At 68.3% G+C, this 20,992-nt stretch carries 20 protein-coding genes; 5 read left to right on the plus strand and 15 right to left on the minus strand.

Annotated elements, in window-relative coordinates; genetic code table 11:
* Nucleotides 1–98 precede the first annotated feature (98 nt).
* Nucleotides 99–1,484, minus strand: a complete 1,386-nt coding sequence (locus tag D3654_RS00865; RefSeq protein ID WP_120519654.1) for a pyridoxal phosphate-dependent decarboxylase family protein — start codon at nucleotides 1,482–1,484, stop codon at nucleotides 99–101.
* A 72-nt stretch (nucleotides 1,485–1,556) separates the two neighbouring features.
* Here D3654_RS00865 and D3654_RS00870 point away from each other — a divergent pair, with 72 nt between their 5' ends.
* Nucleotides 1,557–2,267, plus strand: coding sequence for an alpha/beta fold hydrolase (locus D3654_RS00870; protein ID WP_120519655.1), 711 nt, complete (start codon nucleotides 1,557–1,559; stop codon nucleotides 2,265–2,267).
* Between the two features lie 14 nt (nucleotides 2,268–2,281).
* On the opposite strand, the gene D3654_RS00875 is transcribed toward D3654_RS00870, so the two are convergent.
* The gene (locus D3654_RS00875) at nucleotides 2,282–3,073 is read right to left on the minus strand and encodes a sulfite exporter TauE/SafE family protein (RefSeq protein ID WP_120519656.1); all 792 of its coding nucleotides are present in this window, start codon (nucleotides 3,071–3,073) and stop codon (nucleotides 2,282–2,284) included.
* Nucleotides 3,070–4,881 (minus strand): proline--tRNA ligase, encoded by a 1,812-nt coding sequence (locus tag D3654_RS00880; protein ID WP_120519657.1) that lies wholly within the window; start codon nucleotides 4,879–4,881, stop codon nucleotides 3,070–3,072. Before D3654_RS00880 ends, D3654_RS00875 begins: the two co-directional genes overlap by 4 nt.
* Nucleotides 4,882–5,073: 192 nt before the next feature.
* Here D3654_RS00880 and D3654_RS00885 point away from each other — a divergent pair, with 192 nt between their 5' ends.
* The 3 genes from D3654_RS00885 to D3654_RS00895 are packed head-to-tail and all read left to right on the plus strand — an operon-like array spanning nucleotide 5,074 to nucleotide 7,282.
* Complete coding sequence (locus D3654_RS00885) at nucleotides 5,074–5,856, plus strand: ABC transporter ATP-binding protein (protein WP_120519733.1); 783 nt, start codon at nucleotides 5,074–5,076, stop codon at nucleotides 5,854–5,856.
* 11 nt (nucleotides 5,857–5,867) lie between these two features.
* Complete coding sequence (locus D3654_RS00890) at nucleotides 5,868–6,611, plus strand: ABC transporter permease (protein ID WP_120519734.1); 744 nt, start codon at nucleotides 5,868–5,870, stop codon at nucleotides 6,609–6,611.
* On the plus strand, nucleotides 6,608–7,282 hold the full coding sequence (locus D3654_RS00895) for a TetR/AcrR family transcriptional regulator (protein ID WP_120519658.1): 675 nt from the start codon (nucleotides 6,608–6,610) through the stop codon (nucleotides 7,280–7,282). Before D3654_RS00890 ends, D3654_RS00895 begins: the two co-directional genes overlap by 4 nt.
* Nucleotides 7,283–7,343: 61 nt before the next feature.
* On the opposite strand, the gene D3654_RS00900 is transcribed toward D3654_RS00895, so the two are convergent.
* The 6 genes from D3654_RS00900 to dxr form a co-directional block, all read right to left on the minus strand.
* Nucleotides 7,344–8,087, minus strand: coding sequence for a hypothetical protein (locus D3654_RS00900; RefSeq protein ID WP_162943582.1), 744 nt, complete (start codon nucleotides 8,085–8,087; stop codon nucleotides 7,344–7,346).
* A 75-nt stretch (nucleotides 8,088–8,162) separates the two neighbouring features.
* Nucleotides 8,163–9,047: a GNAT family N-acetyltransferase gene (locus tag D3654_RS00905; RefSeq protein ID WP_120519735.1), complete on the minus strand. Its 885-nt coding sequence runs from the start codon at nucleotides 9,045–9,047 to the stop codon at nucleotides 8,163–8,165.
* Entirely contained in the window at nucleotides 9,010–10,176 is a 1,167-nt protein-coding gene (gene ispG / locus D3654_RS00910) for a flavodoxin-dependent (E)-4-hydroxy-3-methylbut-2-enyl-diphosphate synthase (RefSeq protein ID WP_074589139.1), read from the minus strand. Before ispG ends, D3654_RS00905 begins: the two co-directional genes overlap by 38 nt.
* A gap of 40 nt (nucleotides 10,177–10,216) precedes the next feature.
* A complete protein-coding gene (locus D3654_RS00915; protein ID WP_120519660.1) occupies nucleotides 10,217–10,510 on the minus strand; it encodes a YciI family protein in 294 nt (97 codons plus the stop codon).
* A gap of 97 nt (nucleotides 10,511–10,607) precedes the next feature.
* Nucleotides 10,608–11,939, minus strand: coding sequence for a M50 family metallopeptidase (locus tag D3654_RS00920; protein ID WP_120519661.1), 1,332 nt, complete (start codon nucleotides 11,937–11,939; stop codon nucleotides 10,608–10,610).
* Nucleotides 11,940–11,975: 36 nt separating this feature from the next.
* Nucleotides 11,976–13,160, minus strand: a complete 1,185-nt coding sequence (dxr, locus tag D3654_RS00925) for a 1-deoxy-D-xylulose-5-phosphate reductoisomerase (protein WP_120519662.1) — start codon at nucleotides 13,158–13,160, stop codon at nucleotides 11,976–11,978.
* Between the two features lie 57 nt (nucleotides 13,161–13,217).
* On the opposite strand from dxr, the gene D3654_RS00930 reads away from it, so the two are divergent.
* The gene (locus tag D3654_RS00930; protein WP_120519663.1) at nucleotides 13,218–14,675 is read left to right on the plus strand and encodes a lipase maturation factor family protein; all 1,458 of its coding nucleotides are present in this window, start codon (nucleotides 13,218–13,220) and stop codon (nucleotides 14,673–14,675) included.
* Between the two features lie 76 nt (nucleotides 14,676–14,751).
* Here D3654_RS00930 and D3654_RS00935 read toward each other — a convergent pair whose 3' ends face one another.
* From D3654_RS00935 to D3654_RS00960, 6 genes are read right to left on the minus strand one after another with little or no spacing between them, the layout of a single operon-like run.
* Nucleotides 14,752–15,624 carry an HpcH/HpaI aldolase/citrate lyase family protein gene (locus D3654_RS00935; RefSeq protein ID WP_120519664.1) on the minus strand — a complete coding sequence of 291 codons (873 nt, stop codon included), beginning with the start codon at nucleotides 15,622–15,624 and terminating at the stop codon, nucleotides 14,752–14,754.
* Nucleotides 15,611–16,141: a MaoC family dehydratase gene (locus D3654_RS00940; RefSeq protein ID WP_120519665.1), complete on the minus strand. Its 531-nt coding sequence runs from the start codon at nucleotides 16,139–16,141 to the stop codon at nucleotides 15,611–15,613. Before D3654_RS00940 ends, D3654_RS00935 begins: the two co-directional genes overlap by 14 nt.
* The gene (locus tag D3654_RS00945; RefSeq protein ID WP_120519666.1) at nucleotides 16,138–16,905 is read right to left on the minus strand and encodes a CoA transferase subunit B; all 768 of its coding nucleotides are present in this window, start codon (nucleotides 16,903–16,905) and stop codon (nucleotides 16,138–16,140) included. The genes D3654_RS00940 and D3654_RS00945 overlap by 4 nt, the downstream gene beginning before the upstream one ends.
* A complete protein-coding gene (locus D3654_RS00950) occupies nucleotides 16,902–17,687 on the minus strand; it encodes a CoA transferase subunit A (protein ID WP_120519667.1) in 786 nt (261 codons plus the stop codon). The genes D3654_RS00945 and D3654_RS00950 overlap by 4 nt, the downstream gene beginning before the upstream one ends.
* A 36-nt stretch (nucleotides 17,688–17,723) precedes the next feature.
* Complete coding sequence (locus tag D3654_RS00955; RefSeq protein ID WP_120519668.1) at nucleotides 17,724–18,887, minus strand: acyl-CoA dehydrogenase family protein; 1,164 nt, start codon at nucleotides 18,885–18,887, stop codon at nucleotides 17,724–17,726.
* Nucleotides 18,874–20,991 carry an acetyl/propionyl/methylcrotonyl-CoA carboxylase subunit alpha gene (locus D3654_RS00960; RefSeq protein ID WP_120519669.1) on the minus strand — a complete coding sequence of 706 codons (2,118 nt, stop codon included), beginning with the start codon at nucleotides 20,989–20,991 and terminating at the stop codon, nucleotides 18,874–18,876. Before D3654_RS00960 ends, D3654_RS00955 begins: the two co-directional genes overlap by 14 nt.
* Nucleotide 20,992: the final 1 nt, after the last annotated feature.

Consider the following 20,992-nt stretch of genomic DNA (forward strand, 5'->3'; position numbering starts at 1 on the left):
TACTACAACACTGAACGCATCCACGCCGCCATCAAGGACACCCCGATCACACGAGTGTCACCAACCTAATGGCCGAGTACAGCTAGCCGCGAGCCAGCCTACGCCGTCGCGGCCATCGCGTCCTTGATCGTCTCGACGGCGGTGTCCAGGTCGCTGCTGTCGGTGGACCAGTTGCTGACCGAGACCCTGAGGATGTCCCTGCCGTGCCAGCGGGAACCGGACATCCAGACCCGGCCGTCGGCCATGATGTAGTCGGTCACGGCCCGCGTGCGGGCGTCGTCTTCGAAGGCCAGGGACAGTTGCGTGTAGACGACGTCGTTGAGCACCTTGACGCCGGGCACGCCGGCGAGGCGGGCTGCCAATTCGCTCGCGCAGGCCGCGCGTCCGGCAACCAGGGCGCGGACGCCGTCGGCCCCCAGGGCGCGCAACGCGGCCCAGACCGGAACACCGCGGGCACGGCGCGACAGCTCCGGCGACTTTTCCATCGGGTCGCCCGGCCCGTGGCTGTCCTGCGGCAGGTACTCGGCGTGCATGCCGATGGCGGGACGCAGGGCGGCGACGTCGCGCACCACCACGATCCCGGCGTCGTAGGGGGCATTCAGGGTCTTGTGGGCGTCGGTCCCCCAGGAATCGGCCAAGGCCACGCCGTCCCACAGTGCCCGCAGTTCCGGGACGGCGGCCGCCCAGAGCCCGAACGCGCCGTCCACGTGCACCCAGGCACCGTGGTCCTTCGCGGCAGCGATGGCTTCGATGAATGGATCGAAGGCGCCGGTATGAATGTTCCCGGCCTGCAGGCACACGATCGCGGGCCCGCTGCCGGCTTCCAGCGCACGGCGCAGCGAAGGGGCCTCGATCCTGCCCTGGGCATCCGCGGGCACCACTTCGGGTGCGCCGAGGCCGAGGAAACGCAGCGCCATGTCCAGGCTCTCGTGGCGTTCGGCCCCGACCAGGACCCGCAACGCGGGGGCACCATTGAGGCCCTGCGCATTCACGTCCCAGCCGGCGGCCTCGAGCTGGCGCCAGCGGGCCGCCGCCAGCGCGGTGAAGTTGGCCATGCTCGCCCCGGTGGTGAAGCCGACGTCGGACCCCTCCGGGAGTCCGAGGAGTTCCAGCAGCCACTGGCCTGCGGCGTCTTCGATCCCGGCCGTCGCGGGCGACGCGAAACGCAGGCCTGTGTTCTGGTCCCAGGCGGAGACGAGCCAGTCGGCGGCCATGGCCGAGGGCAGGGTTCCGCCGATCACCCAGCCGAAGAAGCGGCCGGACTGCATGGCCATGAGGCCGGGTTCGGCGTTCCGGGCAAGGAAGTCGATGAGCTTCTCGGGGTCCATGCCTTCGGCGGGCAGCGGACCGCCGAACGCCGAGCTGACCTGTTCCGCCGTCAGCGAGGGCCTCACTGCCCGCGCCGGCAACGCTTCCAGCCATACCCGGGCGTGCTCCGCCGCTCGCCCAAGAACCCGCTCATATTCACCGGAATCGGCCCACATGGGAGCATGCTACGCCTGCGGGCCCCGGGAAAACATGGCTTCTTGTCGGTGGCCCGTCGTAGGGTACGGACCATGGAAATCATCCTTGTTCCCGGGTTCTGGTTGGATGCCTCGTCATGGTCGGAGGTGACCCCGCCGCTCGTCGACGCCGGCCATCGGGTCACGCCGTTGACCCTGCCGGGCCTTGAGTCTGTTGATGCCCCGCGCGCCGGAATCGGCCTGCGGGACCACATCGATGCGGTGACCGCTGTGGTGGACATGGCGGAGGATCCGGTGGTGCTGGTGGGCCACTCGGGCGGCGGCGCGATCATCCACGGCGTGCTCGATGCCCGTCCGGAGCGGGTGGCCCGGGCGATCTACGTGGACAGCGGACCGCTCGGCGAAGGCGGCGTCATCAACGACGAACTGCCCACGGAAGGCGACGACATCCCGCTGCCGGCATGGGACGTGTTCGACGACGCCGACCTCGTGGACCTGGACGCAGGGCTCCGCGAGATGTTCCGGAACCGTGCCATCCCGCAGCCCAAGGGCGTGGCCTGCGACAAGCAGCACCTGCAGGATGAGCGGCGGTACGGTGTTCCGGCCACGATCATCGCCTGTGAGTTCCCCTCCGCGATGCTCCACGAATGGATGGCGGCAGGTTCGCCGTTCACCGCAGAACTGGCCCTCATGAAGGACGTGAAGTACGTGGACCTGCCCACGGGCCATTGGCCGCAGTTCACCCGCCCGGCGGAACTCGGCGCGGCGATTCTCGCCGCCGTCGAAGGCAGTGCCGCCGGCTAACGCCGTGGTGCCGCCTAGGCCAGGTCCTGCCAGACGTCGATGCTGAGTTTGATGATCAGGGCGGCCACCACCAGCAGGAAGACCACGCGGACGAACTTGCTGCCCTTCTTCACGGCAGTCCGGGCGCCCAGGTAGCCGCCGGCCATGTTCGCCGCGCCGAGCAGCAGGCCGACGCCCCAGAGCAGGGAACCGTGCGGCAGGAAGAACAGCAGCGCGCCGGCGTTGGTGGCCATGTTGACGATCTTGGCCTTGGCACTGGCTTCGAGGAAGGCGTAGCCCATCGCGGAGACGAGGGCGATCACGAGGAAGGAGCCGGTGCCGGGGCCGATCAGTCCGTCGTAGAAGCCGATCACCGCGCCGATCAGGCAGGCCACCACGTAGTGCCGGTGGCCGTCGTGCCGGAGGGCGGTGAGCTCGCCGGCGTTGGGCCGGAGCGCGGTGAAGAGCGCGACGACGACGAGCGCCACCACGATGATCGGCTTGAACACCGAGGCGGGCAAGTTGGCGGCGAGCAGCGCCCCGCCGAAGCTTCCGGCCAGCGCGATTACGGCCATTGGCACGGCGGTCTTCAGGTCCGGGCCCACCCTGCGGTAATAGGTGGTGGCGCTGGTGGCGGTGCCGAAGATGGAGCCCATCTTGTTGGTGGCCAGCGCCTGGACCGGGGTGATGCCCGGGACCAGGAGGAGGGCGGGGAGCTGGATCAGTCCCCCGCCTCCCACCACGGCGTCAACCCATCCGGCGGCGAAACCGGCCACCACGATCATGACGAGCGTGGCGGCCTCGATCGATTCGAAGCCGGAAATCACTTCTGGCGGACGGCGTTGACCACGTAATCCACGGCCTTTTCGACGGCGATGTCCTCGGCCTCGCCGCTGCGGCGGTCCTTGATTTCCACCACGCCGTTCGCCAGGCCCTTGCCGACGGCCAGGATGGTGGGCACGCCCAGGAGCTCTGCGTCGCCGAACTTCACGCCGGGGGAAACCTTCGGGCGGTCGTCATAGATGACCTCGAGGCCAGCGGCCTCCAGTTCGGCGGACAGCTTCTCCGCGGCGGCGAAGATTTCCTCGCCGCGGCCGACGGCGACAACGTGGACGTCCGCGGGTGCCACGGAGCGCGGCCAGACGAGGCCGCGGTCATCGTTGTTGGATTCGGCCAGCGCGGCCACGGCGCGGGTGACGCCGACGCCGTAGGAGCCCATGGTCACCACGACCTGCTTGCCGTTCTGGTCCAGGACCTTCAGGTCGAGGGCTTCGGCGTACTTGCGGCCGAGCTGGAAGATGTGGCCCATCTCGATGCCGCGGGCCAGCTCCAGAGGGCCGCTGCCGTCCGGGGCGGGGTCGCCTGCACGCACCTCGGTGCATTCGATGACGCCATCCCAGGTGAAGTCGCGCCCGGCTACAAGGTCGTAGACGTGCTTTCCGGCCTGGTTGGCTCCGGTGATCCAGGCGGTGCCGCTGACAACGCGGGGATCAACGAGGTACAGGAGCTTGGTGGAGCTTTTGCTGCCCAGCAGGGGTTCGTCCAGCGTGAGGCCGGGGCCAAGGTAGCCCTTGACAATGAGGGGCTGCTTCTTGAGGTCGTCCTCGTTGGCCGCTTCCAGGCCGATCTCGCCGGCAACCGGCAGGAAGGCCCCGATATTGGCTTCGACGCGCTTGAGGTCCACGGCGCGGTCGCCGGGGACACCGATGACGACGAGCTGGCGCTCACCGGTGGGCAGGGTCACAGCGAGGACCACGTTCTTGAGCGTGTCAGCGGCAGTCCATTCGCCGCCGTCGGCCTCGCTGCGCGGGGCGAGCTCGTTCGATGCGGCGACCAGGGTTTCGATAGTCGGTGTGTCCGGGGTGTCCAGGACACGGGCCGTGGGGGCGTTGCTGAAGTCGATGGCCTCAGGGGCTACCGTGGTGACGGCTTCCACGTTTGCCGCGTAGCCGCCGGCGGAGCGCACGAAGGTGTCTTCGCCGATCTCCGTGGGGTGCAGGAATTCCTCGCTCTTGGACCCGCCCATGGCACCGGCGGTGGCGGTGACCGGGACGACCTCCAGGCCGAGGCGTTCGAAGATCTTCACGTACGCGGCGCGGTGCGCGGCGTAGCTGGCGTCCAGGCCGGCGTCGTCCACGTCGAAGGAGTAGGAGTCCTTCATGATGAACTCGCGGCCGCGGAGGAGTCCGGCGCGGGGGCGGGCCTCGTCGCGGTATTTGTTCTGGATCTGGTAGATGCTCAGGGGCAGGTCCTTGTACGAGGAGTACAGGTCCTTGACCAGGAGGGTGAACACTTCCTCGTGCGTGGGGGCAAGCAGGTAGTCGGCCTGCTTGCGGTCCTTGAGCCGGAAGATGCCCTCGCCGTATTCGGTCCAGCGGTTGGTGGCCTCGTAGGGTTCCTTGGGCAGCAGGGCCGGGAAGTGGACTTCCTGGGCGCCGATCGCGGCCATTTCCTCGCGGATGATCCGCTCCACCTTACGCAGCACGCTCAGGCCCAGCGGCAGCCAGGTGTAGATGCCCGGAGCGGCGCGGCGGATGTAGCCCGCACGGACCAGCAGCTTGTGGCTGGCCACCTCGGCGTCGACGGGATCTTCACGCAAGGTGCGCAGGAACAGCTGGGAGAGGCGAACGACCACGGGCAGAATCCGTTTCTGTGGCAAGGATGGCAAAAAGTACTGACTACTAATCTACCGGCTGGCCGCCTGCGTCTTTGCCGCGCGCTGCCGCCGCGGCCACCGCAGCAGGCACCATACGGGATCCATTGACGGTGGCCGGCGGCAGGTCTACCTTGAATTCATCAGGTGATGAATTCATTCCTGGAGGCTGCAATGCACCAGCACACAGCAGAACCCGCCGCCGTTGCCCCGGCCGTCCGGGCCAGTGGCCTGCACGTGAACCGCGGCCGGACCAAGATCCTGCGGGGCCTGGATTTCACCATCGACGCCGGCCGGATCACCGGCCTGCTCGGCCCCTCCGGCAGCGGCAAGACGACGCTCATGCGCGCCATTGTGGGGGCGCAGCGGCCGTCTTCCGGAACCGTGACCGTTCTCGGCAAGCCGGCCGGGGCCGCCGCCCTGCGGCACGAGGTCGGCTATGTCACCCAGTCCCCCAGCGTCTATCCGGACCTCAGCGTCGAAGCGAACGTCCGGTACTTCGGAGCCATGCATGGCGCGACGGCGGCCGACACCGCCGAGGCGATCGCCGCCGTCGGGCTGGAGGACTTCGCCCGGCAGCGGACCATAGACCTCTCCGGCGGCCAGCTGAGCCGCGTGTCCCTGGCCTGTGCCCTGGTCGCGCGCCCCAGCCTATTGGTCCTGGACGAACCCACCGTGGGCCTGGACCCGGTGCTCCGCGCGGAGCTCTGGGAGCGTTTCGCCACGATGGCGGCCGCCGGAACCACGCTGCTGGTCTCCAGCCACGTAATGGAGGAAGCCTCGCACTGTTCCTCGCTGCTGCTGCTGCGCGAAGGACTGCTGATGGCCAGCCTCACCCCGGCCGAACTCGGTGAACGCGGGCACAGCGTAGATCTCGAACAAGCGTTCCTGCACCTGATCCGGGAAGCGGAAGGCAAGCCCTCCCGCCGGAACCGCAACGAAAGCCAGGTGGCGTGATGAACCCCCGCATGATGCTGGCGACAAGCCGGCGGGTCCTGGACCAGCTCCGGCACGACCGGCGCAGCATCGCGCTGATCCTTGTGGTTCCGGCACTTCTGCTGACCGCCGTGTACTACCTCTACGAGAACGAGACCCTGCCGCCGGGGGTGCCGCGGACCTTCGACCGCGTGGGCCTGATGATGCTGGCGATCTTCCCCTTCGTGGTGATGTTCCTGGTCACCTCGATCACCATGCTGCGCGAACGGACGTCCGGGACGCTGGAGCGCCTGCTGACGACGCCGATCCACAAGGCGGACCTGCTGTTCGGCTACGCGATCGCGTTTTCGATCATGGCGGCGCTGCAGTCGCTCGTGGCCACGGCGGTGGCGTACTGGATTTTCGACCTGGACATCAAGGGCAGCCCCGGATACGTGGTGATGATCGCCGTCATCAACGCCGTGCTGGGGGTCGCGCTGGGCCTGCTCTGCTCGGCGTTCGCCCGGACAGAGTTCCAGGCCGTTCAGTTCATGCCCGTGGTGGTGGTTCCGCAGATCCTGCTGTGCGGCCTCTTCGTGGCGCGTGAGCGGATGAACGATGTGCTGGAGAACATCTCCAACGTGCTGCCGCTGACGTTCTCGGTGGAGGCGTTGAAGGAGATTGCGTCCAACAGCGAGGCCACCCGGCTCATGTGGGATGACGCGACGGTCATCGGGATCATCGTGGTCGGGGTCCTGGTGCTGGCCTCGCTGACCCTCCGGCGGCAGACCCGATGAACGGGCTTCCGTCCCTTCGCAGCTCCGCGGCGGCACAGCGCAGCTCCGGGGCGGCACAGCGCAGCTCAGTGCCGTCGTCCCGCCGGGGCCGCCGCAGTGGCACCAACGATTCGCGCGAGCTCATCCTGGCAACCGCGCGCAGGCTCTTCGCCGAGCACGGCTTCGACGGCACCAGCCTGCGCCAGGTGGCCCGCGAGGCCGGTGTGGATCCAGCGCTGGTGCACCACTTCTTCCGGGGCAAGGATGAGCTCTTCGCACTCAGCGTGGACCTTCCGGCCGATCCCGGGCAGGTCCTGGCCGGCGTCGAATCCCTCGACCCCGGCCAGCGCGCGGAGGAAATCGTGCGGGCAGTGCTCCGGCTGTGGGAGAGCCCGGCGCAGCACAGCCTGGTGGCGTTCCTGCGCGGCACGATCGGCTCCAAGGCCAAGACGGCCATGCTCCGCGAACTGGTGACCCGCACCATCCTGCAGCGGATCATGGCGGGGCTGCCGGGCACCCCGGAGGAACGCGCCCTGCGCGGGAATCTCGTGGCCACCCAGGTGATGGGCCTGATGCTGGTGCGTTATGTGGTCCGGCTGGAGCCCCTGGCGTCGGCGGAGCCGGACGACGTCGTCAAACTGGTTGCCCCGAACATCCGGCACTACCTCGCGGAGCCTTTGGAAGGTCCGTAAGGTGCGCAAGATGTCCGGGGCAGGGACCTCGGTGGCGGAACGACTACTTGATGAGTGACGACTACTTGATTTGGGCCGCGATGTCGTCGAGGGTCTGTGCGGCCTGCTTTGTCTCCAGGGCAACGTTGCCGGCACTGACGTAGATGCTGTTGATCACGACGCCACCCTTCATGGCCGTCACCATGACTTGCGTTATCTCGCCCATGCTCGTGGTACTGGTCGCCTTCACGGCGAAGGAACCCGGGGTTGCCGTGGCAACAGGGACCTCCACGACGGAAGACTCCGCCTTCCGGCCCGCCACTTCAATGACGACGTGACCGCATTTCTTGCTCTGTTCCTTGTTCTTGGCATAGAGGGCCGCGAGCTTCGCCTGATCCACGCCGGAGACGAGGCTCACTGTCTGGACCGGTGAGGCGCTGCCCGACGGCCTCGAGGTGGCAACCGCCATGCTTGCCCCTTGGGTTGCCTCGAAGCCGCCCGTGAGGGCGGCTCCGCCACACACTGCCGGGGTGACCTTGATCGACGTGAGCATCTTCTTGGCCGCGGCAATTCCCTGCTCGAGTTGCGCTGGCGGCATCGCGACGAACGGTGACCCTTCGGCGTTGTCGACACTTTCGAACAGCTCCGCGAGCTCGGCATTCGTGTACTTCTTGAACGCCACGGTGGGCGTGGGCGTCGGTGTGGGCGTCTGGCTTTGCGACGCTGCCGACGACGGATTGGAGGCCGGAGCCGGCGCCGAACAAGCGGAGACAGACAGTGCGGCGGCGGCCGAGATGGCCAGGACAATACGACGTGCGTTAGACAAGATCCCCCCAGAGGATGCGAACGGGCACGATGGACCCGCAGGTGGCTGCAGGTGGGCCGGAGTGCCTCCCTTGCATTAATAGAGCACAGTAGCGAACGTTCCCAGCTGCTGGAATCCCACCCGTTCATAACTTGCCCGCGCGCGCAGGTTGTAATGGTTCACGTAGAGGCTGGTGACGGGGGCCAGGGTCCGTGCAAGGAGGACGACGGCGGCCATGTAGCCGGCGCTCAGGCCCTGTCCGCGGATCGCGGGATTGAGCCACACGCCCTGCACCTGGCTCACCTCGGGGGTCACGGCGCCGAGCTCGGCCTTGAACAGCACCCGGCCGCCGTCGATGTGCACCAGGGAGTGTCCCTGCCGGATCAAGCCGGCCACCCGGCGGCTGTAGAAATCCTCGCCGCCCAGGAACGGCGAATAGCCCACTTCCTCTTCGAACATCGCCGCACAGGCGGGCAGGATGAGGTCGAAGTCGGCCATGTCGCCGAAGCCGAGCTGCGGGTTGGCCGGGACGGCCGGTTCCCCGGTGATCGCCATCAGCGGCTGGTCGGCACGCACCTCGTGGGCCAGGTGTCCGTGCGGCTCCAAGGCCTTGTGGAGCGCGAGCACCGTGCCGGCGGGGCCGAAAATCGACGCATAGCGGCGGCCCGCCCGGTGCACCGCCTCGGCGAGGTACGGGGCCAACCCGGGATCGAGCTGGACCGGGACCAGGTTCGCCCCGGCCCAACAGGCACCCAGGAGGGTGCCGCCGTCGAACACGCCGAAAATCCGGGCGCCCGCCGCCGTCGGCGAGGCACTCCCGTGCGAACCCAGCTGGGACAGAATGAACACATTCGCCACCGGGTCTTCCAGTGCAAGCGCGCGCAGCTGCGCCGTATCGGCGCCCTCCAGGATCCGGACGGTCAACCCGTCCGGTGCAGTCTCGTTACGAGACGCTAACCACGGGGCTACCCTTGACAGCATCTTCGCCATCGGCCTCCCCCATCTCTTCAGCGATACGCATGGCCTCTTCGATCAGTGTCTCAACAATTTCGCTTTCGGGAACAGTCTTGATGACCTCACCCTTCACAAAGATCTGGCCCTTGCCATTGCCGGACGCAACGCCGAGGTCGGCCTCACGGGCCTCGCCTGGGCCGTTCACGACGCAGCCCATCACGGCCACGCGCAGCGGAACTTCCATGCCCTCAAGGCCCGCGGTGACCTGCTCGGCGAGGGTGTAGACGTCCACCTGGGCACGTCCGCAGGACGGGCAGGAGACGATTTCCAGCTTGCGCGGGCGCAGGTTCAGGGACTGGAGGATCTGGTTGCCGACCTTGATTTCCTCCACCGGCGGGGCGGACAGGGACACCCGGATGGTGTCGCCGATGCCCTTGGAGAGCAGCGCACCGAAGGCCGTGGCGGACTTGATGGTGCCCTGGAACGCCGGGCCCGCCTCGGTGACGCCGAGGTGCAGCGGCCAGTCGCCCTTTTCGGCGAGCATCTCGTAGGCGGCCACCATCACCACGGGGTCGTTGTGCTTCACGGAGATCTTGAAGTCGTGGAAGCCGTGCTCCTCGAACAGGGAAGCCTCCCAGACGGCGGACTCGACCAGCGCCTCGGGCGTGGCCTTGCCGTACTTCTTCAGGATGCCCGGTTCCAGGGAGCCGGCGTTGACGCCGATCCGGATGGAGGTGCCGTGGTCCTTGGCGGCCCGCGCGATTTCCTTTACCTGGTCATCGAACTTGCGGATGTTGCCGGGGTTCACGCGCACCGCGGCACAACCGGCCTCGATCGCCGCGAAGACGTACTTCGGCTGGAAGTGGATGTCCGCGATCACCGGGATCTGGGACTTGCGGGCGATGATCGGCAGCGCCTCGGCGTCATCGGCCGAGGGGCAGGCCACGCGCACGATGTCGCAGCCGGCCGCCGTGAGTTCGGCGATCTGCTGCAGGGTGGCGTTGATGTCCGTGGTGGGCGTGGTGGTCATCGACTGCACGCTGATGGGCGAATCGGAGCCTACGCCCACGGACCCCACCTTGATCTGGCGCGTCTTGCGGCGCGGCGCAAGGACGGGTGGCGGGGCTGACGGCATTCCCAGGCTGACCGAGGTCACGTGGACTCCTTGGGTTGAGGTGGATCGGGAGGAGGGTTCGCTAGGAAGTGTGCGCGGCGAGCAGGCCGATCACGGGGTTCCACGCGCTGGTGCGGATGCTGGCCAGGCCCTGGGCAATGGCGAAGGGGTCCTGCTTGAGGATGCCGTTCAGTTCGCTTTCATCGGCGGCGTTGACCAGGATCAGGGCACCGGAGCCGTCGGCGTAGGGACCGGAAGCCAGCACGGTTCCCTGCTCGGCAAGTTCGGCGACCCAGGCGCGGTGGGCCGGGCGGTGCTCATCGCGCACTGCGGCGGACTCGACGTCGTAAACGTACTCAACAGCGAAAACAGTCATACCGCTACCCTATCGCCAAGGCCGCGCGGGCGAGGACTCGGGGCGGGTGGCATTCCGCACCCAAAGGCCCGCACAAAGGCCACGTGGTACGGGAAAATCAGCCAAAGAGATTCACCGGTTTGACGATATCCGCGTAGATCAGCAGGGCGCCCATCGCCATGAGCAGCGCGGCCACCACGTAGGTCAGGGGCAGCAGCTTGGCGATGTCGAAGGCGCCCGGGTCCGGTTTGCCAAACAGCTTCGCGATGCGGCGCCGCACGCCCTCGTACAGGGCGCCGGCGATGTGCCCGCCGTCCAGCGGCAGCAGCGGGATCAGGTTGAACACGGCCAGGGCGAAGTTCAGCCCGGCGAGCAGGCCCACCAACGTGGCCAGGCGCGCCTGCACGGGGACTTCCTCCATGGCTGCGACTTCGCCCGCCACCCGTCCGACGCCCACCACGCTGATGGGTCCGTTGGGGTCCCGCGGTTCGGAGCTGAAGGCCGCCTGCGCGACGCCGGCCACGCGGGCCGGGAGGTTGAGGATGACGCCGGAGATCTGCTTGATGTTCTCCCCGGCCATGGGCAGCACGCTCGACGCCGGTTGGGGCACCAGGGCGGTCTGCGAACCGATGCCGAGGAAGCCGACCTCCTGGTACAGGGGCTTGCCGTCGGCGCCTTTCGCCTGCCGGCCGTCGTCGCCGATGACCGGGCGGGAGGACAGGACGGGGGTGACCTGCGAGGTCATGGTGCGGCCGTCCCGCTCGACCGTGATGTCCACGGTGCGGCCCGCGGAGGCGCGGATCCGGGTGGACAACTCCGCCCAGGTGCCGGCGTCCTTGCCGTCGAAGGTGAGGATCGTGTCTCCCGGTTTGAGTCCGGCCTGGGCCGCGGGGGTCGGTTTGCAGGCCGCCGAGTCCGGATCGACCGTCTCGCCCTCCGTGACCTGGCACTTGGAAACGTCCGCCAGGGTGGTGGTGGGCGTGGAGATGCCGAAGCCCATAAGCAGCACTGCGGTGAGGGCCAGGCCGATGAGCATGTTCATGGCCGGGCCGCCCAGCATGACGATGATCTTCTTCCACACCGGCAGCTTGTAGAACACGCGGTTCTCGTCGCCCGGACCGACTTCCTCGTGCGCCGCGGAGCGGGCTTCGCTGGCCAGGGTCTGGAACATGCCCGTGCTGGAGGGCCGGACGCTGCCGTCGTCCTTGTTGGGCGGGTACATGCCGATCATCGCCACGTAGCCGCCCAACGGCAGGGCCTTGAAGCCGTACTCGGTCTCGCCCTTGCGCCGGGACCAGAGGGTGGGTCCGAAGCCGATCATGTACTTGGTGACGCGGACCTTGAAAAGCTTGGCCGGAAGCAGGTGCCCCACCTCGTGGAGCGCGATGGAGGCCGCGACGCCGAGGGCGACGAAGACGACTCCGAGGATGAAGAGAATGACGGGGCTCATGCCTGGTGGTGCTGCTTCCTACGTGGCTCGTGCGGGTTAGACCGTGCTGGTGGCTAAACGATCGTGGGTGCGTGTGCGTGCCCAGAGTTCAGCTTCCAGCACGGAGTCAAGTGTCAGCTCCGAGGAACCTGAATGCTCGCTGAGGACGGCCTCCACCGTGTCCACGATGTCCGTGAAGCGGATCCGTCCGGCGTGGAAGGCCTGCACGGCCTCCTCGTTGGCCGCGTTGAAGACCGCCGGGAAGGTGCTGCCCTGCTTCGCGGCGTCCTTGGCGAGGTCCACGGCCGGGAACGCCACGGTGTCCAGCGGTTCGAAGGTCCAACTGGTGGCCTGGCTCCAGTCGCAGGCCTTCGCAGCCTTCGGGACCCGGTCCGGCCAGCCCATTCCCAAGGCGATCGGCAGGCGCATGTCCGGGGGCGAGGCCTGGGCGATGATGGAGCCGTCCACGAACTGCACCATGGAATGCACCACGGACTGCGGGTGGACCACCACCTCGATCCGGTCCAGGGGGACGTCGAAGAGCAGGTGCGCCTCGATCACTTCGAGGCCCTTGTTGACCAGGGTGGCCGAGTTTGTGGTGACCATGAGGCCCATGTCCCAGGTAGGGTGGGCCAGGGCTTCGGCCGGAGTGACGCCGCGCAGGTGATCCCGGCTGAGCCCGCGGAACGGTCCCCCGGAGGCGGTGAGGATGAGCTTCTCCACCTCGGCGGCCGTGCCGGAGCGCAGGCACTGGGCCAGGGCGGAGTGCTCGGAATCGACCGGGACGATCTGGCCTTCGGCAGCAGCGGCCTTGACGAGGGCGCCGCCCACGATGAGGGATTCCTTGTTGGCCAGGGCCAGCGTCGCGCCGGATTTGAGTGCTGCCAGCGTCGGGGCCAAACCAATCGAGCCGGTGATGCCGTTGAGGACCACGTCCGCTTCCACCGCGGCGATCCTGCTGGACGCGTCCGGGCCGCTGAAGATTTCCGGCCGGTAGTTCCGCAGCCCCTCGGCGGCCGCGGCGGCGTCGATCAGTTCCTGCAGGGCGCGGGGGTCGCCGTCGGCGATTCCGACGGCGGCGGCGCGGGTGTGGACCGCCTGCTGCGCGAGGAGGGACAGGTTTCCGCCGCCCGCGCTCAGGGCCACGACCTCGAAAAGGTGCGGGGCGCCGTCGACGACGTCAATCGCCTGGGTGCCGATGGAACCGGTGGAGCCGAGGAGGACGATCTTGCGGGGCTTCATGGATCAAGTATCCCGCACCCCGTTGACCCTTTAGGGCACGGGCGTAGCGTTGGAGGCGTGGACTGGGTGTGGTTCCTGGAGGCGCCGGATTATGGGTTTGCCCGGCAGGTCCTGCAGCGCGGCACGGCGGCCCTGTTCTTCATCGCCTTCCTGTCCTCGTTCAACCAGTTCCCTGCGCTCTTGGGCGAGCACGGCCTGCTGCCCGTTCCGCGGTACATGGAACGGTCGCGGGACTACGGCCGGCCGAGCCTGTTCCGCTGGCGCTACTCGGACCGGCTGCTGCGCCTCGTCTGCGTTGCCGGAATGGTGCTGGCGCTGCTGCTGGTGGCCGGGCTGCCGCAGCTGGGGCCGCCGTGGGTCCCGCTAGTGGTGTTCCTGGCGTTGTGGCTGCTGTACATGTCGGTGGTCAACGTGGGCCAGACGTTCTACGGCTTCGGCTGGGAAATGCTGCTGCTGGAGCTCGGCTTCACCGTGGCGTTCCTGGGCTCGGAGGAGGTCCCGCCGCCACGGACCATCCTGCTCCTGCTGCTGTGGCTGCTGTTCCGGTTGGAGTTCGGTGCCGGCATGATCAAGATCCGCGGCGGCAGCGAATGGCGGGACCTCACCGCCCTGTACTACCACCACGAAACCCAGCCGATGCCCGGGCCCCTGAGCCGCCAGGCCCACCTGCTGCCGAAGCCAATGCACCGCATGGAGGTAGTCGGGAACCACTTCGCGCAGCTGGTGGTGCCGTTCTTTCTCTTCGCGCCGCAGCCGCTGGCGTCCGTGGCGGCCGGGATCGTGATCTTCACCCAGCTCTGGCTCGTGGCCAGCGGGAACTTCGCCTGGCTCAACTGGTCCGCGATCGTCCTGGCCGGCGGCGCGGTGAGTGATCCGGTGCTGCGGGCGGTCTTCGGGCTTCCGGAGCCGGCCGGCTCCCCCGCGGCCGGCTTGCAGTCCCCGGTGTGGTGGACCGCCGTCGTGCTCGCCGTGACGCTGCTGCTGCTGGTGCTCAGCTACCGGCCACTGCGCAACCTGCTCTCGAGCGGGCAGCTGATGAACGCCAGTTTCAACCGCTGGCAGCTGGTCAACACCTACGGGGCGTTTGGCACGGTGACGAAGCACCGCGTGGAGGTGGTGGTGGAGGGGACGCTCGACGCCGATCCGGACGGTACCGAGGGCTGGCGGGAGTACGGTTTCAAGGGCAAGCCGGGCGACCTCCGCCGCTTGCCGCGGCAGTGGGCGCCGTACCACCTGCGGCTGGACTGGCTCATGTGGTTCCTGCCGTTGCGCACCATCCACGAGCCGTGGTTCTATGCGTTCCTGCACAAACTGCTCGACGCCGACCCCGCGACGCTGCGCCTGCTGCGCCTGGACCCGTTCGACGGCGGACGGCCCCGCTGGGTGCGTGCCCGCACCTTCCTGTACCGCTTCGCGAGCCGGGCGGAGTTCCGGGAAAACGGCGAGCGCTGGGTGCGGCTGGAACTGTATGAGGCGATCCCGCCGCTGTCCCTGCCCCGATCCCCCGGGAAATGAGCGCGAACGTACAGTTGCGGCCCCAAAACCCGCGATTTCAGGGCCCCAAGTGTACGTTCGCGCTTGGGTTCGCGGCTTAGAAGGACTCCCCGGCCCGGCGGAGCGTGGCCTCGGCGTGGCGGAGGATGGGCCCGTCCACCATCTTGCCTTTGTGCTGGAACACGCCCGTGCCGGCGGCCGCCGCGGCGTCGAGCAGTTCCCGGGCCTCGGTGAGCGCCTCCGCCGAGGGGGCGTAGGCGCCTCGGACGGCGGCCACCTGGTTCGGGTGGATGCAGGCCTTGGCACCGAAGCCGCTGGCCACGGCATCCCCGGCTTCCGCGGCCAGTCCGTCGAGGTCGGGGATGTCCACGTACACGGCGTCGATCGCTTCCTTGCCGTGCGCCTTGGCGGCCAGCAGCACTGTGGAACGGGAGTGCACCGCCACGGCCCGGTAGCCGCCGTCGTCGTTCCTGCTTGAGGTGCCGCCCATGGAGGCGATCAGGTCCTCGGCGCCCCACATCAGGGCCACCACGTTCGGTTCGGCGGCGATCGCGGCGGCGTTCAGGATTCCCTTGGCCGTCTCGCACAGGGCGATCACCCGGTAGTCCGCGAGCGCGCGAAGCTGCCCGGCGGATTCGGCCTTGGCGAGCATCACAGTGCGGTACGGCGTGTGCGCCAGGCTGTGCAGGTCCTTGGCGAATTCGCTGCTGCCGGCCGGGTTGATGCGCACGATGGTGCGGCTGGGATCCAGCTCTGCCGCCTGCCCTTCGGCGGCCACGAGGGCCAGGATCGCTCCGCGTGCCCGCTGCTTCGCGTCCGGTGCCACGGCGTCTTCGAGGTCGAGGATGACGGCGTCGCTGCGTTCGGCCGCTTTGCCGAACCGTTCGGGACGGTCGGCGGGGCAGAAAAGGAGGGCCGGCCCCATGGTGAAGGGATCGCCGGGCGTGTGTGCAGGATCAGCTGCTGGCATGTGTTTCGTGAGCCTCCTTGGTCCACATCAGGCAGGAACGGGTGGCCAGTGCCACCACCACACCGTCCTGGTTCCGGCCGGTGTGCCGCATGGTCACCACGCCCTGGCCCGGCCGTGAGCCGGAGAGCCGTTTTTCGGTGACCACCGTTTCGGTGTACAGGGTATCGCCGTGGAAGAGCGGGTGCGGAAAGGAGACGTCGCCCAGGCCCAGCTGCGCCACGATGGTGCCCTGTGTCAGCTGCGGAACGGACTGCCCCACCACGGTGGCCAGGGTGAACATCGAGTTCACCAGCCGCTGCCCGAACGGCTGCCCGGCGCTCCAGGCGGCGTCCAGGTGCAGGGCCTGGGTGTTCATGGTCAGCGTGGTGAAGAGGACGTTGTCCGTTTCGGTGACGGTGCGGCCGGGCCGGTGCGCGTACACCACGCCTTCCTGGATCTCCTCGAAGTACAGGCCGCGCTGCAGGATGACCGCGGGTTCGTCTGCGGGCGCGCCGGAAACACCCGGATCGTCCGTCAAACCGTGAGCTCCTGGTCCTCTTCGAAGACCTGGGCACCGGTGGCCGCGGCCACGTCCTCCACGGTGACGTTGGGTGCCAGTTCCCGCAGCACCAGCCGCGGGCTCCCGCCCTCGTGCACGACGTCGATCACGGCCAGGTCGGTGATGATCCGGTTGACGCAGCCCTTGCCGGTGAGCGGCAGCGAGCAGTTCTCCACGATCTTGGGGTTTCCGTTGCGGTCCACGTGTTCCATCATCACGATGACCTTCTTGGCGCCGAACACCAGGTCCATGGCGCCGCCCATGCCCTTGACCATCTTGCCGGGGATCATCCAGTTGGCGAGGTCTCCATTCTGGGCCACCTCCATGGCGCCGAGCACGGCGACGTCCACGTGCCCGCCGCGGATCATTCCGAAGGACTGCGCGGAGTCGAAGAACGCCGCTCCCTTGTTGACGGTGACGGTTTCCTTGCCGGCGTTGATGAGGTCCGGGTCCACGGCGTCCTCGGCCGGGTAGGGCCCGACGCCCAGGATCCCGTTCTCCGAGTGCAGCACCACTTCGACACCGGCCGGGATGTAGTTGGGAATGAGAGTGGGCATGCCGATCCCGAGGTTGACGTACTGGCCGTTGCTCAGTTCCTGGGCGACGCGGGCCGCGAGTTCGTTGCGGGTCCAGCCCTTGGTGCCGGCGTCCTCCGCGGAATGCACGACGGCGGCCTCCCGGTATCCGTGGCGAACGGCTTCGGGGCGCGGGGGTGCGTCCGGTGAGGTGCTCTCGATGCTCATGCTCCTGCTCCTGCCTGCGGCGACGCTGTTTCCTTCAAAGACACGGTGCGTTTCTCGATCCGCTTCTCCCCGTCCGGGGCCAGGACCACCCGCTGCACGAAGATCCCCGGGACGTGGATGTGTTCGGGGTCCAGCTCGCCGGGTTCCACGAGTTCTTCGACCTCGGCGATGGTGATCCTGCCGGCCGTGGCGCACAGCGGGTTGAAGTTCATGGCCGTGGCGTGGAAGACGAGGTTGCCGTGCCGGTCGCCCTTCCAGGCGTGGACCAGGCCGAAGTCCGGGGTCAGGGACTCTTCGAGGACGTAGTCGGCCCCGTTGAAGGTGCGGACCTCCTTCGGCGAGGAGGCCAGCGCGATGTTCCCGCCGGCGTCGTACTTCTGCGGAAGCCCGCCTTCGGACACCTGGGTGCCGACGCCGGCCGCCGTGTAGAAGGCCGGGATGCCGGCGCCGCCGGCGCGCAGTTTCTCCGCGAGGGTGCCCTGCGGGGTGAGGACGACCTCAAGCTCCCCGGAGAGGTACTGGCGGGCGAATTCCTTGTTCTCGCCCACGTAGGAGCTGACCGTGCGGCGGATGCGGCCGTCCTTGAGGAGGATCCCCAAGCCCCAGTCGTCCACGCCGCAGTTGTTGCTGACGGTTTCGAGGTCCTTGGTGCCTTGTTGATGGAGCGCATCGATGAGGGCCACCGGGATGCCGCAGAGGCCGAAACCGCCGACGGCGAGCGAGGCACCGTCCGGGATGTCCTTCACCGCTTCCGCGGCGCTGGCAACAACTTTGTCGATCATCGGTGATCCTTCCTTCGCGGTTGGGGAAATCAGCGCTTAGAGGCCCAGTTCGCGGGCGATGAGCATCAACTGGACTTCCGTGGTGCCCTCCCCCACTTCCAGGATCTTGGAGTCGCGGTAGTGCCGCGCCACCGTGAACTCGTTGATGAAGCCATAGCCACCGAACACCTGGGTGGCGTCCCGCGCGTTGTCCATGGCTGCCTCGCCTGCGACCATCTTAGCGATGGCCGCTTCGGTCTTGAACGGCTTGCCGGCGAGCATCCGGGCGGCCGCGTCGTAGTACGCCAAGCGGGCCGTGTGGGCCCTTGCCTGCATGCGCGCGATCTTGAACTGGATGGCCTGGTACTTGCCGATGTGGTGGCCGAAGGCGCTGCGTTCCTTGGCGTACTTCACGGACAGGTCCACGCAGCCCTGGGCGGCGCCGGTGGCGAGGGCGGAGATCGCGATGCGCCCTTCGTCGAGGATGGAGAGGAAGTTCGCGTAGCCGCGGCCGCGTTCGCCCAGCAGGTTCGCCTCCGGCACACGGACGTCGGCCAGGGTGAGCGGGTGCGTGTCCGAGGCGTTCCACCCCACCTTGTTGTAGGCCTTCTCAGCCCTGAATCCGGGGGTGGCCGTGGGGACGAGGATGGTGGAGATTTCCTTCCTGGTGCTGCCGTCCTTGCGCTGCTGTTCACCGGTGACCGCGGTGACGGTGACGAGCCGGCTGATGTCGGTGCCGGAGTTGGTGATGAACTCCTTGTTGCCGTTGACCACCCACTGGCCGTCCTCGAGCCGGGCGTGGGTCTTGGTGCCGCCGGCATCCGAACCCGCCTCCGGTTCCGTGAGCCCGAAGCCGGCGAGCGCCTGTCCGGAGGCCAGCTGCGGCAGCCATTCCTCTTTCTGGGCCTGGGTGCCGAAGCGGTAGACGGGCATGGCGCCGAGGGACACCCCGGCCTCCAGGGTGATGGCGACGGACTGGTCCACGCGGCCCAGCTGCTCCAGGGCGAGCGAAAGGGCGAAATAGTCACCACCCATGCCGCCGAATTCCTCCGGGAAGGGCAGGCCGAAGAGGCCCATCTCCCCCATCTGCTTGACCACCTCGTAGGGGAAGCTGTGTTCTTCGTCGTGCTTCGTGGAGACCGGGGCCACCACTTCGTCGGCGAATTCCCTGACGGAATCGCTGAGGTCCTGGTATTCCTCGCTGAGATCAAAGCCGGCCATGGCGGAGTTCCTCGCCTTTCGGGGTGGTGTCGTGTTCTTCGTTCGGGTGGATGGTTGCGAGGACCTGGTCGGCCTTGACGAGGTCCCCTGTGCCTGCGGTCAGGTGGACGGTGCCGGCCAGTGCGGCCGTGAGTTGGTGTTCCATCTTCATCGCCTCGACGGACAGCAGCAGCTGCCCGGCCTCAACTGTGTCGCCGTCGCGCACCGAGACCGAGACCACGGTGCCGGGCATCGGCGAGCGCACCTCCGGATCGGCGGCGCCTTCCTCGCGCTGGATCGCGGCCAGGACCCGCTGGAGGCGGGTCTCCCGGTCGAGGACTTCGAGCCGGCAGGACCAGCCGCCGTCGCCGAGCCACAGCCCGCGCGCCCCGCCACCGGGACGCGCGGCGTCCAGCGCCGACACGTAATGGTGCGCGACGCCGTCGAGCACCAGCTCCGGGCCGCTGCCCACCTTGTGCGGCGCACCGCCGTCGAGCTGCGCCTGGTAGCCGTCGTCCTGCCGGAGCAGGGAAACGGTGGCAAGGCCCGTTTCGGAGGTTCCGGCGGGAAGGCCGAGGTGGATCCGGCGCGGGGCGGGGGCGCCGAGCCGCCAGCCGTCGCCGGCCTGCCAGGGTGAAGCGCCCGACGGCGGCGGGTCACCCGCGGCGGCCAGCAGCCCGGCGGCAAGCAGCTCGGTTTCGCCCGCCTGCCGGAACTGCATGCCCGGCAGCTTGCGTTCGATGAGCCCGGTGTCGAGCCGGCCGGCCCGGACGTCGGGGTCGTTGACGAGCAGGCGGAGGTATTCGACGTTCGTGTGCAGGCCAAGCAGGGTGTAGTTCCCCAGGGCGCGGTCGAGGGCATCCAGGGCCGCGTCCCGCCCGGGTCCCCAGGAGATGACCTTGGAGAGCATCGGGTCGTAGTCCCCAGTGACCGCCAGGCCGGGGAGCATGGCGGAGTCGATGCGCACGCGGGTCCCGGCGTCCCCGGGTCGGCCAGCGTCGCCGTGGCTGGTGCCTTCATCCAGCGCCAGTACCTCGCCCACGGATGGCAGGAAGTTCCGGGCCGGGTCCTCGGCGTAGACGCGGGCCTCCACGGCGTGTCCGTCCAGGACGACGTCGGACTGCGCCACGGTGAGGTCCTCGCCGGCGGCGATGCGCACCTGCCATTCGACGAGGTCGATTCCCGTGACCATTTCCGTCACCGGATGTTCCACCTGGAGCCGGGTGTTCATTTCCATGAAGTAGAAGTGCCCGGGGTCCTCGTCCGAGACCAGGAACTCGACGGTTCCGGCGCCGCTGTAGTTGACCGAGCGGGCGGCCTGGCAGGCGGCTTCGCCGATCCGCGCCCGGATCGCAACCCCGTCGGGCAAGGATTCGAGCAGCGGCGACGGGGCTTCCTCGATGACCTTCTGGTGGCGCCGCTGCAGGGAGCATTCCCGCTCGCCAAGGTGGATGACGTTACCGGCGTGGTCCGCGAGGACCTGGACTTCGATGTGCCGCGGCGTCCGGACCAGGCGTTCCAGGAAGAGCGTGTCGTCGCCGAATGCGGCGGCCGCGACCCGGCGGGCCGTAGCGAGCGCGGCCGGCATCTCCTCGGCGCTCTCCACCACGTGCATGCCTTTGCCGCCGCCGCCGGCCGAGGGCTTGATGAGCAGCGGGAAGCCCACGGATGGTGCCGCGGCGATCAGTTCGGCGTCGCCCAGGCCGGGCTCGGCGATCCCGGGAACGCAGGGCACGCCGTAGCCCGCCACCTGGTTCTTGGCTCGGATCTTGTCCCCCATGAGTTCGATCGCGTCCGTGGGCGGGCCGATGAAGGCGATCCCGTGGGAGCCCAAGGCCCGGGCGAATTCGGCGTTTTCGGCCAGGAAGCCGTAGCCGGGGTGGACGGCCTGCGCGCCGCTCTGCAGGCAGGCATCGATGATGGCGTCGATGTTCAGGTAGCTGTCGGCGGCGCTCGCCGTCCCGATCCGGACGGCGGTGTCCGCTTCGCGCACGTGGCGGGCTCCGGCGTCGGCGTCCGAGTAGACGGCCACGGAACGGATCCCCATGGCCTTGAGCGTCCGGAGGACACGGCAGGCGATTTCGCCGCGGTTGGCGACCAGGACGGTGTCAAAGAGTTGTGCCATC

It is taken from the genome of Arthrobacter celericrescens, from assembly GCF_003614925.1.
Lineage (GTDB): Bacteria > Actinomycetota > Actinomycetes > Actinomycetales > Micrococcaceae > Arthrobacter > Arthrobacter celericrescens.